The sequence below is a fragment of the Bradyrhizobium sp. AZCC 1693 genome (genome assembly GCF_036924745.1).
In the GTDB taxonomy this organism is placed as follows: domain Bacteria; phylum Pseudomonadota; class Alphaproteobacteria; order Rhizobiales; family Xanthobacteraceae; genus Bradyrhizobium.
In genome coordinates, this window is record NZ_JAZHSD010000001.1 from 3,993,262 (window position 1) to 4,009,097 (window position 15,836).

The 15,836-nt window shown below is 63.9% G+C and carries 15 protein-coding genes; 7 read left to right on the forward strand and 8 right to left on the reverse strand.

Features of this window, described 5'->3' with window-relative positions:
• Positions 1-16 precede the first annotated feature (16 nt).
• From V1293_RS19080 to V1293_RS19090, 3 genes are all read right to left on the reverse strand, one after another.
• The gene (locus tag V1293_RS19080) at positions 17-790 is read right to left on the reverse strand and encodes a thioesterase family protein (RefSeq protein WP_334511391.1); all 774 of its coding nucleotides are present in this window, start codon (positions 788-790) and stop codon (positions 17-19) included.
• A gap of 125 nt (positions 791-915) precedes the next feature.
• Positions 916-1,653 carry an SDR family NAD(P)-dependent oxidoreductase gene (locus V1293_RS19085; protein ID WP_334511392.1) on the reverse strand — a complete coding sequence of 246 codons (738 nt, stop codon included), beginning with the start codon at positions 1,651-1,653 and terminating at the stop codon, positions 916-918.
• A gap of 97 nt (positions 1,654-1,750) precedes the next feature.
• A complete protein-coding gene (locus tag V1293_RS19090) occupies positions 1,751-2,839 on the reverse strand; it encodes a substrate-binding domain-containing protein (RefSeq protein ID WP_334511393.1) in 1,089 nt (362 codons plus the stop codon).
• Between the two features lie 111 nt (positions 2,840-2,950).
• Here V1293_RS19090 and V1293_RS19095 point away from each other — a divergent pair, with 111 nt between their 5' ends.
• A complete protein-coding gene (locus tag V1293_RS19095; RefSeq protein WP_334511394.1) occupies positions 2,951-4,441 on the forward strand; it encodes an aldehyde dehydrogenase family protein in 1,491 nt (496 codons plus the stop codon).
• Positions 4,442-4,524: 83 nt separating this feature from the next.
• Here V1293_RS19095 and V1293_RS19100 read toward each other — a convergent pair whose 3' ends face one another.
• The 5 genes from V1293_RS19100 to V1293_RS19120 all read right to left on the reverse strand — a co-directional run bounded on the left by V1293_RS19100 (position 4,525) and on the right by V1293_RS19120 (position 7,859).
• Positions 4,525-5,493 (reverse strand): NAD(P)H-dependent flavin oxidoreductase, encoded by a 969-nt coding sequence (locus V1293_RS19100; protein WP_334511395.1) that lies wholly within the window; start codon positions 5,491-5,493, stop codon positions 4,525-4,527.
• A 107-nt stretch (positions 5,494-5,600) separates the two neighbouring features.
• Positions 5,601-6,116: a hypothetical protein gene (locus V1293_RS19105; protein WP_334516796.1), complete on the reverse strand. Its 516-nt coding sequence runs from the start codon at positions 6,114-6,116 to the stop codon at positions 5,601-5,603.
• Between the two features lie 111 nt (positions 6,117-6,227).
• Positions 6,228-6,809, reverse strand: a complete 582-nt coding sequence (locus tag V1293_RS19110) for a YqaA family protein (protein WP_334516798.1) — start codon at positions 6,807-6,809, stop codon at positions 6,228-6,230.
• A 63-nt stretch (positions 6,810-6,872) separates the two neighbouring features.
• On the reverse strand, positions 6,873-7,340 hold the full coding sequence (gene hisE / locus V1293_RS19115; protein WP_334511396.1) for a phosphoribosyl-ATP diphosphatase: 468 nt from the start codon (positions 7,338-7,340) through the stop codon (positions 6,873-6,875).
• A gap of 123 nt (positions 7,341-7,463) precedes the next feature.
• On the reverse strand, positions 7,464-7,859 hold the full coding sequence (locus V1293_RS19120) for a hypothetical protein (protein WP_334511397.1): 396 nt from the start codon (positions 7,857-7,859) through the stop codon (positions 7,464-7,466).
• Positions 7,860-8,200: 341 nt separating this feature from the next.
• Between V1293_RS19120 and V1293_RS19125 the strand changes: the two genes are divergently transcribed.
• The 6 genes from V1293_RS19125 (at position 8,201) to V1293_RS19150 (ending at position 15,732) form a co-directional block, all read left to right on the forward strand.
• Positions 8,201-9,190 carry an ABC transporter substrate-binding protein gene (locus V1293_RS19125; RefSeq protein WP_334511398.1) on the forward strand — a complete coding sequence of 330 codons (990 nt, stop codon included), beginning with the start codon at positions 8,201-8,203 and terminating at the stop codon, positions 9,188-9,190.
• A gap of 112 nt (positions 9,191-9,302) precedes the next feature.
• The gene (locus tag V1293_RS19130; protein WP_334511399.1) at positions 9,303-11,081 is read left to right on the forward strand and encodes a glucan ABC transporter ATP-binding protein/ permease; all 1,779 of its coding nucleotides are present in this window, start codon (positions 9,303-9,305) and stop codon (positions 11,079-11,081) included.
• Between the two features lie 214 nt (positions 11,082-11,295).
• Positions 11,296-12,708 carry a D-alanyl-D-alanine carboxypeptidase family protein gene (locus tag V1293_RS19135; protein WP_334511400.1) on the forward strand — a complete coding sequence of 471 codons (1,413 nt, stop codon included), beginning with the start codon at positions 11,296-11,298 and terminating at the stop codon, positions 12,706-12,708.
• Between the two features lie 175 nt (positions 12,709-12,883).
• Complete coding sequence (locus V1293_RS19140; protein ID WP_334511401.1) at positions 12,884-14,566, forward strand: long-chain fatty acid--CoA ligase; 1,683 nt, start codon at positions 12,884-12,886, stop codon at positions 14,564-14,566.
• 21 nt (positions 14,567-14,587) lie between these two features.
• Positions 14,588-15,139: a DUF924 family protein gene (locus V1293_RS19145; protein ID WP_334511402.1), complete on the forward strand. Its 552-nt coding sequence runs from the start codon at positions 14,588-14,590 to the stop codon at positions 15,137-15,139.
• Positions 15,140-15,246: 107 nt separating this feature from the next.
• On the forward strand, positions 15,247-15,732 hold the full coding sequence (locus tag V1293_RS19150) for a peroxiredoxin (RefSeq protein ID WP_057854710.1): 486 nt from the start codon (positions 15,247-15,249) through the stop codon (positions 15,730-15,732).
• Positions 15,733-15,836: the final 104 nt, after the last annotated feature.

The following is a 15,836-nucleotide window of genomic DNA, read 5'->3' on the forward strand; positions in this document are numbered from 1 at the left end:
CGCCTGATGTCTGCGCTCAGCGCTTCTCGATCACCAGACTCTGGATGGCGCGGCCGAAATAGCCGCGCTCGTCGGCGAGCCGCGCCATCGCGAGCCCGGCGCCGTCGGGACCGATCCAGGATTCGGCATCGAGCAGGATCCAGTCGCCGGCCGGCTCTCGCGAAAAATTCACGGTGATGTCGGCGTTGAGAAAGGTCCATTCGCGAAAATCCAGCACGGCCGAGGTGCCGTTGCAGAAATCCGCCGCCGCCATCGCCCGCATCGCCTGCGAAACGGCGGCGCCCTCCACGATCGGCCGGTCGACGCGGTACCAGATCGCGCCGGGACCGGGCGAGCCGAACCGACCGCGGGCGGCACGCAGCGACATGCCTGATACGAACGGGCTGGAAGAATAATCCGCGGGCTCGACCCGCGATTGATCCGGCCCCGGAAGCTCGACCGGCAGGATCGCAGCCTCGGGCGGCAATTCGTTCGCCTGCACCTTGATCTTCAGCACGGTCGCGCCGACCACGACGACACCCTTGGCGAGCAGCCTGACGGCGCAGAGCTGGATCTTGCGTCCCTCGCGCAACACCTCGCTCTCGATCGTCAGCGGCGCCACCGGCACGGGGCGCATCAGGTCGACGGTGACACGGGCGACCCGCATCGGGACGGCAGCCGGAATCCGCTCCGCCGCCCACACCACCAGCGCCGCCGGAGGCGAGCCATGCTGCATGTTCGGGTCCCATGGCCCCGCAGCAAAGGGGCTGGTGACGACGTTGTTGCCGTCAACACGAAAAATGGCATCCATCGGGTGGGAGGTCCTGTCGATCAAGGGGAGCAGCTTCTTTGCCTTGTTCGACGGAACGAGTCGAGGCCGCGGTGGGCATAGCGCTGTGCGCCATTCGCGGGAGACGAAGCGCAGGACAGCAAGCTTCAAATGAACGCCATCCCGCCATTGAGGACGATGGTCTGTCCGGTCATGTAGCTGTTGCCGAGCACCATCGCCACCGCCTGCGCCACTTCCTCGGCCTGGCCCATGCGGCCGAGCGGGATGTTGCGGGCGAGATCGGTGCGGCCGCCCATCATGTCTGTTGCGATCAGCGACGGTGCCACCGCGTTGACGGTGATGCCTTCCTTGACCAGCCGCGCGGCATAGCCTCGCGTGAGCCCTTCCATGCCGGCCTTGGAGGCGTTGTAGTGCACGCCGATGGCGCCGGCGCCGCGCGCCGCACCCGACGAGATATTGACGATGCGGCCCCATTGGCGCGTCCGCATCGCGGGCAGCACCGCCTGCGTGCACAGGAACGCCGATTTCAGGTTGACCGCGATGGTGCGGTCGAAATCATCCTCGGTGAGGTCATCGACGCCGCGCACGATCGCAACGCCGGCATTGTTGACGAGAATGTCGACCGGGCCGAACGCCGAAGCGACCTGATCTACCATCGCCGCCACGGCCGCTGCCTGCGAGACATCCGCCGCCACCGCGATGGCGCGGCCGCCATTGGCCTTGATGGCGGCGACGACCGCCTCGGCATCAACAGCGTGCTCGCGATAGTTGACCGCGACCGCGGCGCCGGCCTCGGCCAGAGCCAGCGCGATCGCCGCACCAATACCGCGGGACGCGCCCGTCACCAGCGCGACATGCGCGCCCAGATCCTGTACGTTTGCCATCGAAACCTCACTTGCCGTCAAAAGCGGATGCAATCATATCACTGCGGAAGAGCCGGAGTCGAAACGCTGACGATGTGAACGGCGCCCCGGCCGAACATCATGTTGCGTTCGACCCCACGCGCTCCAGAAATTCCTTTACGGTATTGACCGTTCCGGTGCTGGTCGCGACGTAACCGGGCAAGCTCGCAACCCCATCCTGGAACTCGCGGCCCTTCATGATGTCGATGATGCGCCGCATCGGCTCCGTCTCCAGAAATGTGCGCTTACAGACGAAGAAATAATCCTCCGTCAGCAACCGGATGAAATCGAGCCCGAACTGCCGCGCGGCGGCCTCGACGCCAAAACTCACATCCGCCATGCCGCTGGCGACATAGGCGGCGACGGCGGCGTGGGTGAACTCCATTTGCTGCGCACCGTTAATCCTGGCCTCGTCGACCTTGTGCAGCGCCAGCAACTGATCGAACAGCCGCCGCGTGCCGGAATCATGGTCGCGGTTGACGAAGCGCGCCTTGCGATCGACGACATCTCTGATCGAGGCGATTTTCAGCGGATTGCCACGCTTGACCATCAGGCCCATTTCCCGCGTCACGAAACTGATGACGCGGTCCTCGCGTGGGTCGAGCCATTCCTTGCAGGCCCGAATGCCCTGCGCGCGCAATTCGCCGCGCGGCAGATGCACGCCGGAAAGGTCGCATGCGCCCTGCGCCAGCGACACCAGCGAATTCTGATTGCTGACATAGCGCAGATCGACGCCGATGCCGGGTTCGCGGTCGAGCAATTCGCGCAATTTCGACACCGCAAAACCGTGGCTGGCGTGAACGCGGATGACGGACGGGCGTTGATGCAGGAACGGCTTGATCTCGGTAACGAGTTCCTGCGCGAGATTTTCGAGCTGCGGGCCGAGCCGCGCCTGCATGCGCTCTCCGGCCCAGACCAGTTTTTCGCCGAAGGCGGTGAGCGCCGTGCCCTTGCCGCGGTGGGTCTCGACCAGCGGCACGCCGAAGAAATCGGACCACTGCTCGACCAGATTCCAGACATGCCGATAGGAGAGCTGGGCATGCTTCGCCGCGCTGGTGAGTTTCCCGGTCTTCCGGATTTCATTGAGAACGCCAAGCATCACCACCGCCGTCTCCGGACTGCCTTCCTTGTGAAATCGCCAGACGGTTTCGATCTCGACGTGATGCATGGTCACTCACTTATGAAATTGACTGCATATCTTTGCAAAGCATAGGCACACCATATCATATTTACAAAAGGCCTTGTCCTCCTAATTTCAGGTACAACAAACGGATGAAATATGATATCGATTGCATATGGTTATGACCGCGCGCCGATCCCCGCCATCGCATCTGCCAAGCCCCGGCTGCTGCTGATCGACGGCCGGCACGTCCCGTCCGCCTCCGGCCGCACGTTCAAGACCCTCAATCCGGCCAACGAACAGGTCATCGCGACGGTGGCCGAAGGCAACGCGGCCGACGTCGATCGCGCGGTGGCGGCGGCGCGGCGCGCCTTCGAGGGCCCTTGGCGCACCATGCGCGCCTCCGAACGCGGCCAGATCTTGCTCCGCTTAGCCGAGCTGATGAAGCAGCACGCCGACGAGATCGCAGCCCTTGAAAGCCTCGATGCCGGCAAGCCGATCGCAGGCGTGCTGCGGCAGGACCTCCCCGCCGCCATCGATACGCTGACTTACTATGCAGGCTGGGCCGACAAGATCAGCGGCGAGGTGGTCTCGACGCGGGAAGAAGCCCTCACCTACACCATGCGGGAGCCGGTTGGCGTGGTTGCCGCCATCGTGCCCTGGAATTTCCCGCTGATGATCGGGATGTGGAAATTGGCGCCGGCACTGGCCTGCGGCTGCACCATCGTGATGAAGCCCGCCGAGCTGACATCGCTTTCCGCATTGCGCATCGGCGATCTGGCGCTCGAAGCCGGATTGCCGCCCGGCGTTCTGAACATCGTTACCGGCCCCGGACGCGTGGTCGGCGATGCGCTGGTCAATCATCCCGACGTCGACAAGGTGACGTTTACGGGATCGCCGGGCGTCGGCCGCGGAATTCTGCGCGGCGCCGCCGGCAACTTCAAACGCGTGTCGCTCGAACTCGGCGGCAAGTCCGCCAACGTCATCTTCGACGACGCCGATATCGAGGCGGCCAGCAAGGCGGCGGCCTCGGGAATCTTCTTCAATGCCGGACAGGTATGCTCGGCCGGCTCACGCGTGCTGGCCCATGAGAAGGTCTATGACGAAGTGGTCGAGCGGCTGACGCAGCGCGCCAGGGCCATCCGCATCGGCGATCCCGCCGATCGCGCCACGGCGATGGGGCCGGTCATCTCCGAGAAGCAGATGAAGAGCATCCTCGATTACGTGGATATTGGCCGCAAGGAAGGCGCGCGGCTGACGACGGGCGGCGAGCGCGTCGGCGACCGCGGCTATTTCATCAGTCCCGCCGTTTTTGCCAACGTCGAGCACCAGATGCGCATCTCGCAGGAAGAAATCTTCGGGCCCGTGGTCAGCGTCATCAAGTTCAAGGATGAAGCCGAAGCGCTCCGCATCGCCAACGGCACGGCCTACAGCCTCGCAGCCGGCGTCTGGAGCCGCGACATCGGACGGGTGCAGCGCTTCGCCAAGCAGGCGAAGGCCGGAACGGTCTGGATCAACACCTATGGCTACACGGACGTGCGGCTGCCATGGGGCGGCGTGCGCGATTCAGGATTCGGCCGCGAACACGGCACGGCCGCGCTGGAGAATTTCACCGAGCCGAAGGCCGTCTGGATGAATCTGAACGTGTGAGCGCCGCACGACCGCCAAGGCCGGCAACTGCCAGGCCTCATCTTGGCCGCCCTCTCCTCTTAAGGGAGAGGGCGCCACGCTCGTTACAGTGCGGGGTCGATCGCCTCGTCATATTCTTGTCTGAACCGCGCGATCAGTTCGGCAGCCGGCAAGACCTTGGCGACGCTGCCGACGCCCTGGCCGGAGCCCCAGATTTCCTTCCAGGCCTTTGGCTTGGCGCGCTCGCCCGACGCATCCGTACCGAAGCTCATTTTTGAGGGATCCGAGGTCGGGAGATTGTCGGGGTCCATGCCGGCCGCGACGATCGACGGCTTCAGATAATTGCCGTGTACGCCGGTGAACAGGTTGGAATAGACGATGTCTTCCGCGGCCGAGGCCGTGATCATCTGCTTGTAGCCCTCGACCGCATTGGCTTCGGTGGTGGCGATGAAGGCGGAGCCGATATAGGCAAAGTCGGCGCCCAGTATGCGCGCGGCGCGGATGGCGCGGCCGTTCGCAATCGCGCCCGACAACGCGATCGGACCGTCGAACCAGGCCCGCGTCTCCGCCACGAAGGCCAGCGGCGAAATCTCGCCGGCATGGCCGCCGGCGCCGGCCGAGACCAGGATCAATCCGTCAGCGCCCTTCTCGACCGCCTTGTGCGCGAATTTCTGATTGATCACGTCGTGGAAAACGATACAGCCCCAGCCATGCGCGGCCTGATTGAGTTCCTCGCGCGCACCGAGAGAGGTGATCATCATCGGCACCTTGTGCTTTTCACAAAGCGCCAGATCCTGATCGAGCCGGTTGTTCGACTTGTGCACGATCTGGTTCACCGCAAACGGTGCCGACGGCCGCGCAGGGTTGGCCTTGTCGTAGGCCGCAAGCTCTTCCTTGATCCGCGCCAGCCATTCGTCGAGCAGCGCCGGCGGCCGGGCGTTCAGCGCCGGAAACGAGCCCACCACACCCGCCTTGCATTGTGCGATCACCAGATCCGGCACGGAAATGATGAAGAGCGGCGCACCGATCACGGGTAGCGACAGACGGCCCTTGAACAAGGCAGGCATGGACATTCGAGACGATCCTTCGGTTTATTCAAGCGGGTGAGGCATCGCCGTAGAGATGCCGGACGTCATACCAACAAGGCAATCTTTCCAGTGTCAAGTATTGCGTTTTGGCGCTACTGGCACAGCGCCCTCGTCACGTAATTTTCCGTCTTGCAGTCGCCCGGCTCGCGCTTGCGGCCGGGCAGGTACACTTTCGGCGAGCATTTCTCGGCCGCGTCGGTATCGAGGCTCTTGCCTTCCTTGTAGCCCTTGATCTGGCACAGCCGGTCGGCGCCGGCCTTACAGTCCGGCGCGCCGTTGGCCGCCACAAGACATGCCGCTCGCCCGCTCACCATGATCGAGGGCCTGGCCATGTTCGACAGGCTCTGGCCGGCGTCCTTGGTGCGCGCGTTGAAATCGTCGATGGTCTCGCCCGGGCTCTTCAGCGGCGGCAGCAGCGATTTGGATTTCTCGAACAGTTTTTCGATTTCGTTGATCAGCCCCGGATTTTCCTCGCGTCGCGGCGCGGCCGGCTCGATCTGCTGCGGCTCGGGCTGAGCCGGCAGCGGTTGCTGGGCCGGCGACTGCACGCCGAGCCTAGGTGGAGGCGCGGCCTGCGGCCAGCCGGCTTCGAGAGCGGCCGCCAGCATGGATGCAACGAGGCCGGCGGTCGCAAGTTGCGTCCCGAATGGTTTGCGCATGACACGAACGTAGCCTGAAGCCGGGATGCCGGCAAAGCGCTAGATCAGCTTGAACGCGATCTAGACCAGCTTGAACGCGATGTAGAAGCCGAGCACCAGTACAACCGCCCCGATGGCAACCCACAGGCCGAGCCGCTTTTCCAGTTCGCTCCGGATCAGGTCGCCGTAGCGGTTGAGCAGAACGGCGACGACGAAGAAGCGCCCGCCGCGCGCCACGACGGAGCACAGGATAAACAGCCAGATATTGTAGCCGGCGAAGCCCGAGGTGATGGTGACGAGCTTGTAGGGGATCGGCGTCAGCCCCTTCAGCAGGATGATCACCGCGCCCCATTCGGCATAGGAGGCCCGGAAGGTCTCGACCTTGTCACTGAGACCGTAGATGGTGATGAGCCAGTGCCCGATCGAATCGTAGAGCAGCGCGCCGATCGCGTATCCGAGCATGCCGCCGGCGACGGAAGCGATCGTGCACACGGTCGCGAACCACCATGCCTTCTTCGGCCGCGCCAGCGACATCGGCAGCAGCATGATATCGGGGGGAATCGGGAAGAACGAGCTTTCCGCGAACGCGACCGCCGCCAGAATCCAGAGCGCGTAGGGCTTGTCGGCGGCGTCGATGCACCAGTCGTAGGTCCGTTTGAGCATGCGCGCATGAACCATCATGCGGCGGATTTGTCCATGCCGGAAAAGGACGGAATTCGGGAGGAATTAGTGCCGTTTGCGCGAGGAGCGGCCTTCCAGCGCGGCAATTCGCCGCCGGACCGCAGGGGACGCCGTCGCCTTGGACAACTCCTTGGGCAAAGTTTTTGGCAAAGTCTTGGCAGGGAGCGCCTTGGCCGCCAGGGCTTTGGGCATTTTGACCGCCGACTTCGGCAGCTTCTCGGCGATGCCGAGCATATCCTCGCGCCGCTCCATTTCGCGCCAGACGTCTTCCGGCTTCACGCCGGCCGAAGCCCACAAAACGATCAGGTTGTAGAGCAGATCGGCGCTCTCGCGGACCACCGCCTCAGTCTTGCCGTTGACGGCGTCGATGACGACTTCGATGGCTTCCTCGGCGAGCTTCTTGGCCATCTTGGAGGGGCCGCGCTGAAACAGCCGGGCCGTTCGCGACGTCGCCGGATCGAGATCCCTGGCCGCGAGGACAGCCTGATAAAGCCGTTCGAGCGAATCACTCATTCTCCGAACCTAATGCAAAGCCGTGGGCAGCGTGTTAACGGGCGGGCCCACAACCATAAAAAAATCCACCGGCCGGGATGGCCGGTGGATTCATCTTTAACAGTTGCGATTTTAGCGATCGCGTTACCAGCCGCCATAGTAGGGGCCACCGCCGTAATAAGCGCGGGGCGCGTAATAGTACGGGGCCGGGCGACCGTAATAGGCCGGGCCGCCATAGTAGCCGTAGTTGTCGTAGTAGTAATCGCGGCGGTTCTGGGCGGCCGCGATCGCGAGCCCCGTGCCGACGATGCCGGCAAAGGCCGCCGCTGCCGCAGCACCACCGCCGCCGCGATAATGCCTGCGGCGCGCGCTGATATCGGTCGCATCGCTGGTCCCGGCGGACGCCGTCACGCCCTTGCCTGAAGTCGCGGAGCCGGCGAAGGCCATCGACGGCTGGACCGCCGTCAGCGCCACCGCCGCGATCGTCGCCACCGCGCCGGCGCGGCCGATCGATGAAAACAAACCCTTTCGCGCAAACATCTCGACATCCTCCGTGGGAGCTAGGCCCGACAGGCCCTCGATAGCTAACCACCGAGCGGATACTAGGTTCCCCAATCCGAACGGCAGCTGAACGATCCCTGGCAAAGTCGTGGCAGTCATCGACCGTTCAGGTTAGATGCTGCAGAATGGCCCGCCCAAGGGCGATTCATGCCGTTGGCGATGTCACGAAACAGTCATCGCCGGCGCGGCAACTTGTCCCACCTCGTGCTGATGTAACCTCGATGCGTGCTGTCAGGACCAACGCCATCCGCTCTCGCCTGAGCGCTCTCTCGAGCGTTCTTTTGGCCTCCCTTGCCGGGCTGTGTGCAATTGCGGGCTTCATGGCGAGCAATGTCCTGGCCGCAGACGAGCCCAGGGCTCCGCTCCAGATCCAGTTTTCGCTCGACCGGCCGATCGATGCCGCAGCCGCCCCGTTCGTGATGGCGGCAGCCGGCGGCCTGTTCGGCGCGGAAGCGCTTGCGGTCACGACCAACATCGCCAGCGGATCATCGGATGCGATTGCGCGCGTCGCGGCGGGCACCAGCGATTTTGCGCTGGTCGACATCAACGCGTTGATGCGGTTTCGCGACAAGGACAAGCAGGGCAGCCCCCGGATCAAGGCGGTGTTCGTGCTGTTCAACCGGGCGCCCTATTCCATCATCGCCCGCAAGAGCCGCGGCGTCCGCGCACTGACCGATATCGAGGGCAAGAATCTCGGCGTCGCCGAAGGCGACCTGTCGGTCCGGCTGTGGCCGGCGGTGGCAAACCTGAACGGCATCAAGATCAAGAGCGTGAAGCAGAGCAGCATCAGCGCCGCGGTGCGCGAGCCGATGCTGTCGGCGGGCCAGATCGATGCCGTGACCGGATTCTCCTATCTGTCGGCGATCAATCTGAAGGACCGGGGCGTGCCGGCCGACGATCTGGCGGTGCTGAAATTCGCCGACTATGGCTGCGAAGCCTATGGTTTCGCTGTTATCGCCAATCCGGCGCTGGCGGCCGCCAAGCCCGAGGCGGTGAAGGGATTCGTGCGGGCCGTGATCGGCGGCCTGCATCTGACCATCAAGGACCCCGCAGGCGCCGCGACCGAAGTAGCCAATCGCATGGACGGCGGCTCAAAGGACCTCGAGCTCGAACGCCTGCACGCCATCCTGCGCGACAACATCCTGACCAGCGAAGTGAAACGCAACGGCATCGGCGCGATCGATCCGGCGCGCTTCGAACGCTCGATCGACCAGGTCGGAGAAGATTTCAAGTTTCAGAAGCGGCCGCAGGCCTCCGACATCTTCGACGACCAGTTCCTGCCGCCGCTCAACGGCCGTTTGAGCAATTGAGTAAAGCTCGATCTCCTCGTGGTGAGGAGCGCGTCTTCGCGCTGGTTCTCGGCGTCGATCCCTGATTAGAATGGCTGATCGCGTCCCGTTTGCCCCTCGAGTTTCTGCCCGAATGTCCATGCTGCGCCTTTACACCCGCGTCCTCGAGCTGCTCGGCAAGGAGGCGCGGCTGGGCTGGATTCTGGCCTTCGCCAATCTGCTGCTGGCCGGCGCGCAATTCGCCGAGCCGGTGCTGTTCGGCAAGATTGTCGACGTGCTCTCGGGCAAGCCACAGACCGGCCCGCTGGCCTCGAACTCGGCCTGGCCGCTGCTGGCGGCCTGGGTGGCGTTCGGCCTGTTCACCATCGGCTGCAGCGCCATTGTCGCGCTCCACGCCGACAAGCTGGCGCACCGCCAGCGCCAGGCGGTGCTGACGGATTATTTCGAACACATCATGCAACTGCCGCTGACCTTCCACACCGGCACCCATTCCGGCCGGCTGATGAAGGTGATGCTGAACGGCACCGACTCGCTGTGGCGGCTTTGGCTCGCCTTCTTCCGCGAGCACTTTGCCGCCATCCTGTCGCTGGTGGTGCTGCTGCCGCTGGCGCTTTACATCAATTGGCGGCTGGCGATCCTGTTGTTCGTGCTGTGCGTGGTGTTCACCGTGCTGACCACGCTGGTGGTGCGCAAGACCTACGGCATGCAGAGCGAGGTCGAGGCGCAGTACAGCGATCTGTCTACGCGCGCCTCCGACGCGCTCGGCAATGTCGCGCTGGTGCAGAGCTTCGTGCGGATCGATGCCGAAGTTCAGGGCTTGCGCTTCGTCGCCGACAAACTGCTCGCTGCGCAGATGCCGGTATTGGGCTGGTGGGCGCTGGTCACCGTCATCACCCGCGCCTCCACCACCATCACCGTGCTCGCGATCTTCACCATCGGCATCTACCTGCACGCACAGGGACAGACGACGGTCGGCGAGATCGTGATGTTCGTGAGCTTCGCGACCATGCTGATCCAGAAGCTCGAACAGGTGGTGAGCTTCATCAACAGCGTGTTCATGGAGGCCCCGCGCCTGCAGGAATTCTTCGACGTGCTGGACGCGGTTCCCGCGGTCCGCGACCGGCCCAACGCCATGGATACCGGGCGGCTTTCCGGCCTCGTCGAATTCCACGACGTCTCGTTTTCCTATGACGGCAAGCGGCCCGCGGTCGAAGACGTTTCGTTTACCGCCCTGCCCGGCCAGACCATCGCCCTGGTCGGCCCAACCGGCGCGGGCAAGTCGACGGCGATCGCGCTATTGCACCGCGCCTTCGATCCGCAATCCGGCATCATCAAGATCGACGGCATGGATATCCGCGGCCTGAAGCTGACGGCACTACGGCGGAACATCGGCGTGGTGTTCCAGGAGGCACTGCTGTTCAACCGCTCGATTGCCGAGAATCTGCAGGTCGGCAAGCCGGACGCGACCGACGAGGAAATGCGCCTCGCGGCAAGCCGCGCGCAGGCTCTCGAATTCATCGAACGCAGCGACAAGAAATTCGAAACCCATGCCGGCGAACGCGGCCGCATGCTGTCCGGCGGCGAGCGACAACGCCTGTCGATCGCGCGCGCACTGTTGAAAGATCCGCCGATCCTGATCCTCGACGAGGCGACAAGCGCGCTCGATGCCGTCACCGAGGCCAAGGTCAATGCCGCGCTCGACGAGGTGATGAAGGGCCGCACCACGTTTGTGATCGCGCACCGGCTTTCGACCATCCGCAACGCCACCCGCATCCTGATGTTCGACAACGGCCGCGTGATCGAAAGCGGAACTTTTGATGAACTAGTGGCCAAGGGCGGACGCTTTGCGGAACTCGCGAAGGCCCAGTTCATGGTCCAGGAGAATGCGCGTGCCGGAATCGAGGCCAAATAGGGCCTGCGTGAGCGCGATCACGGTTTGGACATCGCCGAATTTGCGACGATTTCGTCCACCATTTAATCGCCCGGGCTCTGTTCTGGCCCGCCAAGCCGGTATAGGTTTGCGCCTTGCCGCAAAGCGACGGCGCCGGACACGCTTGAAACCCGAACGTTAGATTCTCAAGGACCTCCTTTTCGAAGGCAGGGTCTCAAAGGACCGGAACGGAAAAGTGCATTTTCTTCGCCTGCTGCCACGCCATTCGTCGTTGAACTGGATCTTCCTCGTGGCGGCGCTTGCCGTCGTGACGCCGCGCGCCGTGCACGCCGAAGCGCTGCTGGTCGTCGAAGCCGATACCGGCAAGGTGCTGCAGGCCGACAACGCCACCATGCCCTGGTACCCCGCCTCGGTGACCAAGATCATGACGGCCTACGTCACGCTGAAGGCGGTGAAGGAAGGGCGTCTGTCGCTCGACACGTTGCTGACGGTGTCGCCGGTCGCAGCCTCGCAGTCGCCGTCCAAGATGGGTTTCCGTCCGGGCATCCAGGTCACCGTCGACAACGCGCTCAAGATGATGATGGTGAAGTCGGCCAATGACATGGCCGTGGTGCTTGCCGAAGGCGTCGGCGGATCGATCGACGGTTTCTCCGGCATGATGAACCAGACCGCGCAAAAACTCGGCATGACGCAGACGAGCTATGTCAATCCGAACGGCCTGCCGGCGGACGGACAGATCACCTCGGCGCGCGATCTCGCGATCCTGGCGCGCGCCGTCATTCGCGACCTGCCGGAATACGAATACTTCATGCACATCCCGTCGATCCGCTACGGGCGCAGGGTGACGCAGAATTTCAACAAGCTGATCGGGCGCTATCCGGGCGCCGATGGCTTCAAGACCGGCTTCATCTGCGCTTCCGGCTACAATCTGGTCGCCTCCGCGACGCGTAACGGCAAGCGGCTGATCGCCGTCGTGCTCGGCGCATCGTCGGGACAGGCGCGCGCGGTTCGCGCGGCGCAATTGCTGGAGCGCGGCTTCGGCGGCGGGCTGGGTTGGCTGAAGCCCGCGCTCGGCACCGTCGACAATCTGGTTCCGATCGATGCTACGCCGCCGAACCTGCGCGACGAGATGTGCAACGGCAAGCGCAAGCGGCCGGCCACCGACGAGGACGCCGACGTCGTCGCCGCCAACGGCAACGCGTCGACCGGCGAGAGCGCGGTCGCGTTCTTCACCGCCGGGCTGCAGCCGCCGATGGGCAAGCCCTCGGAAATGCTGGCTGCGGAGGCGGCGGCGTCAGAGCCGATCCCGGTCTATACCGGCCCGACCAAGACCGGCGCCGCATTGATCGCGGCCGTTGCGGCTGAGGCCGAAAAGCAGACGCCGGCCAAGCGCGGCAAGAAATCGAAGATTGCAGCGAAGAAGCCTGACGCTGCGGCGCCCAAGGCTGAAGCCAGCGCAAAGCCGGCAGCCAAGCCTGTGGCGGTCAGGCATGCGAACGCCAAGCCGGAGGCTGCCGCCAAGCCGGCCGCCTCGGCCGAAAGAAAGCCAGCCGCCAAGCCCGCCGCCGCCGGAGACAAGCCCGCGCCGAAGCCGGCCAAGCCGAAGGCTGCCGCTAAACCCAAGGGCGAAACCAAGCCGGCTGGTTAACGGGCCGCGAAGCCGCGTAATTCGGCAGTTTTCCTGCCGTTCGTCCGAATTATTCCAGGTCGCTGAGATGCGTCGACAGCACGCAGCCGCTTGCCATCGGCGGCGGCATTCACAATACTGCCCAAAACAAGGCGGCCCGGCCAAGAAACAGGGAAACAACCAGAGGGGAAATACCATGGAGCGGATCTGGCTCAAGCAATATCCGGCCGGCGTGCCAGCCGATATCGACGTCACCCAGTACTCATCGCTGGTTGAGCTGCTGGAAGAGAGCTTTGCGAAGTTCGCCGACCGCAAGGCGTTCATCTGCATGGACAAGTCGATCAGCTACCGCGATCTCGACGACATGTCGGCCGCACTCGGCGCCTATCTGCAAAGCAAGGGCCTGCCAAAGGGCGCCCGCGTCGCGCTGATGATGCCGAACGTGCTGCAATATCCGGTCTCGACCGCCGCCGTGCTGCGCGCCGGCTATGCTGTCGTGAACGTCAATCCGCTCTACACCCCGCGCGAGCTCGAACATCAGCTCAAGGATTCCGGCGCAGAGGCGATCGTCGTTCTGGAGAATTTCGCTACCACGGTGCAGCAGGTGATCGCGAGGACCGCGGTCAAGCATGTGATCGTCGGCAGCATGGGCGACCTGCTCGGCTTCAAGGGCGTGATCGTCAACCTGGTCGTGCGCAAGGTGAAGAAGATGGTGCCGGCCTGGTCGATCCCGGGCGCGGTCTCGTTCAACGAGGCGCTCGCCGCCGGCCGCAGCCTGAAGCTCAACAAGCCGCAGCTCAACCGCGATGACGTCGCCTTCCTGCAATATACCGGCGGCACCACCGGCGTCTCCAAGGGCGCCACGCTGCTGCACAAGAACATTCTTGCCAACGTGCTGCAGAACGACGCCTGGCTGCAGCCGGCGCTGAAGAAGCCGCCGATTGTCGACCAGATGGTCATCGTCTGCGCGCTGCCGCTCTATCACATCTTTGCACTGACCGCGTGCTACCTCCTGGGAGTGCGCGCCGGCGGCACCAATCTGCTGATTCCCAACCCGCGCGACATGGCCGGATTCGTCAAGGAGTTATCGAAGTACCAAGTCAGCTTTTTCCCGGCCGTCAACACGCTCTACAACGGCCTGTTGAACACACCGGGGTTCGACAAGCTCGATTTCTCCAAACTGAAAATCTCCAATGGCGGCGGCATGGCGACGCAAAAGCCCGTGGCCGAGAAATGGCTGAAGACCACCGGCTGCGCGCTGTCGGAAGGCTACGGCCTGTCGGAGACGTCGCCGACGCTGACCTGCAATCGCGCCGACATCGAGGAGTTCTCCGGTACGATCGGCCTCCCGGTACCCTCGACCTACGTCTCGATCCGCGACGATGACGGCAAGGAATTGCCGCTCGGCGAAGCCGGCGAGATCTGCGCCAAGGGCCCGCAGGTGATGGCCGGCTACTGGAACCGGCCGGAAGAGACCGCCAACGTGATGACCGCGGACGGCTTTTTCCGCACCGGCGACATCGGCGTAATGGATGAGCGGGGCTACACCAAGATCGTCGACCGCAAGAAGGACATGATCCTGGTCTCGGGCTTCAACGTCTATCCGAACGAGATCGAGGAAGTGATCGCGAGCCATCCGGGCGTGCTGGAATGCGCCGTGATCGGGGTACAGGACTCCAAGTCCGGCGAGGCGGTGAAAGCCTTCATCGTCAAGAAGGACCCGAACCTCACGGCTGAGGAGGTCATCAAGTACTGCGGCACGCAGCTCACCGCCTACAAGGTCCCCAAGCAGATCGAGTTCAGGACCGATCTGCCGAAGACCAATGTCGGCAAGATCCTGCGCCGCGAACTGCGCGACGAGAAGAAGGCCGCGGCCTAACAGGCGCACGGCTTCCTGTCGATGACTGAAACTTCCGTCACGCCGGCCGATATTCTGGCGTTCTGGCGTGATGCCGGCCCGAAGCGCTGGTACACGCCCGATGAAGCGTTCGACGCCGAGGTGCGCCGGCGCTCTCTCGGCCTGTGGCAGAAGGCGGCAGCCGGCGAATTATCATCGTGGGAAACGAGCGATGACGGCGCGCTGGCGCTCGTCATCGTGCTCGACCAGTTCCCCCGCAACATGTTCCGCGGCGACGCCATGACCTACGCCAGCGATGCATTGGCGCGCGAGGTGGCGCACCGCGCCATCGATGGCGGCGTGGACGCGCGGATCGATCCTGCCTTGCGTGAATTCCTCTATCTGCCCTTGATGCACTCGGAGCTTCTCGCCGACCAATTGCGCTGCATCGAGCTGTCGCGAAACGCAGGCCACACCGAAAGCCTGAAATGGGCCGAGCACCACGCCGATATCATCCGGAGGTTCGGGCGCTTCCCTCACCGCAACCGCATTTTGGGCCGCGCGACCACGCCAGAGGAGCAGGCATTCCTGGACGAAGGCGGCTTTTCGCCGTGATGACGCAAGCGTGAACGGCCAATACCGTTGCCGTTTCGCTTCTCCTGAATATTGTGCCGGTCACCCGCCCGGTTTAAGACACAGCCGCACCTAAAGGGAGAATGACGATGACGATCCAAGTTGGCGACAAGCTGCCGGAAGCCAAGTTTCGCGTGATGACGGCGGAAGGGCCGCAGGTCAAAACCACCGACGATATTTTCAAGGGCAAGAAGGTGGCGCTGTTCGCGGTGCCCGGCGCCTATACCGGCACCTGCCACAAGATGCACCTGCCGAGCATCTTCCTCAACGCCTACGCCATCAAGGACAAGGGCGTGAACACCATCGCCATCGTCTCGGTCAACGACGCTTTCGTGATGAACGCCTGGAAGCGCGACACCGACCAGCGCGACGAAGCCGTATTCCTCGCCGACGGCAATGCCGATTTCACCAAGGCGATCGGCATGGAGCTCGACGCCTCCGGCAACGGGCTGGGCATCCGCTCCAAGCGCTATTCGATGCTGGTGGACGACGGCGTGGTCAAGAAGCTCAACCTCGAGCCGGCGCCGGGCAAGGTCGAAGTCTCCGGCGGCGATACGCTGCTGGGGCAGCTCTGAGCTGAGGCACTCTCGCTGCGAATAACACTCTTCCTTCCTTCTCCCCTTGTGGGAGAAGGTGGCGGACGCAGTCCGCCGGATGAGGGGTCTGTCTCCGCGTAAGC

What these genes read in the sequence shown, in the direction of transcription:
- V1293_RS19120 (WP_334511397.1), bottom strand. Translation starts at nt 7,859, where the DNA reads ATGTTTGCGCGAAAGGGTTTGTTTTCATCGATCGGCCGCGCCGGCGCG.
- V1293_RS19105 (WP_334516796.1), bottom strand. Translation starts at nt 6,116, where the DNA reads ATGCTGGCGGCCGCTCTCGAAGCCGGCTGGCCGCAGGCCGCGCCTCCA.
- V1293_RS19095 (WP_334511394.1), top strand. Translation starts at nt 2,951, where the DNA reads ATGATATCGATTGCATATGGTTATGACCGCGCGCCGATCCCCGCCATC.
- V1293_RS19090 (WP_334511393.1), bottom strand. Translation starts at nt 2,839, where the DNA reads ATGCATCACGTCGAGATCGAAACCGTCTGGCGATTTCACAAGGAAGGC.
- V1293_RS19140 (WP_334511401.1), top strand. Translation starts at nt 12,884, where the DNA reads ATGGAGCGGATCTGGCTCAAGCAATATCCGGCCGGCGTGCCAGCCGAT.
- hisE (WP_334511396.1), bottom strand. Translation starts at nt 7,340, where the DNA reads ATGAGTGATTCGCTCGAACGGCTTTATCAGGCTGTCCTCGCGGCCAGG.
- V1293_RS19130 (WP_334511399.1), top strand. Translation starts at nt 9,303, where the DNA reads ATGTCCATGCTGCGCCTTTACACCCGCGTCCTCGAGCTGCTCGGCAAG.
- V1293_RS19110 (WP_334516798.1), bottom strand. Translation starts at nt 6,809, where the DNA reads ATGCTCAAACGGACCTACGACTGGTGCATCGACGCCGCCGACAAGCCC.
- V1293_RS19145 (WP_334511402.1), top strand. Translation starts at nt 14,588, where the DNA reads ATGACTGAAACTTCCGTCACGCCGGCCGATATTCTGGCGTTCTGGCGT.
- V1293_RS19100 (WP_334511395.1), bottom strand. Translation starts at nt 5,493, where the DNA reads ATGTCCATGCCTGCCTTGTTCAAGGGCCGTCTGTCGCTACCCGTGATC.
- V1293_RS19080 (WP_334511391.1), bottom strand. Translation starts at nt 790, where the DNA reads ATGGATGCCATTTTTCGTGTTGACGGCAACAACGTCGTCACCAGCCCC.
- V1293_RS19150 (WP_057854710.1), top strand. Translation starts at nt 15,247, where the DNA reads ATGACGATCCAAGTTGGCGACAAGCTGCCGGAAGCCAAGTTTCGCGTG.
- V1293_RS19125 (WP_334511398.1), top strand. Translation starts at nt 8,201, where the DNA reads ATGGCGAGCAATGTCCTGGCCGCAGACGAGCCCAGGGCTCCGCTCCAG.
- V1293_RS19085 (WP_334511392.1), bottom strand. Translation starts at nt 1,653, where the DNA reads ATGGCAAACGTACAGGATCTGGGCGCGCATGTCGCGCTGGTGACGGGC.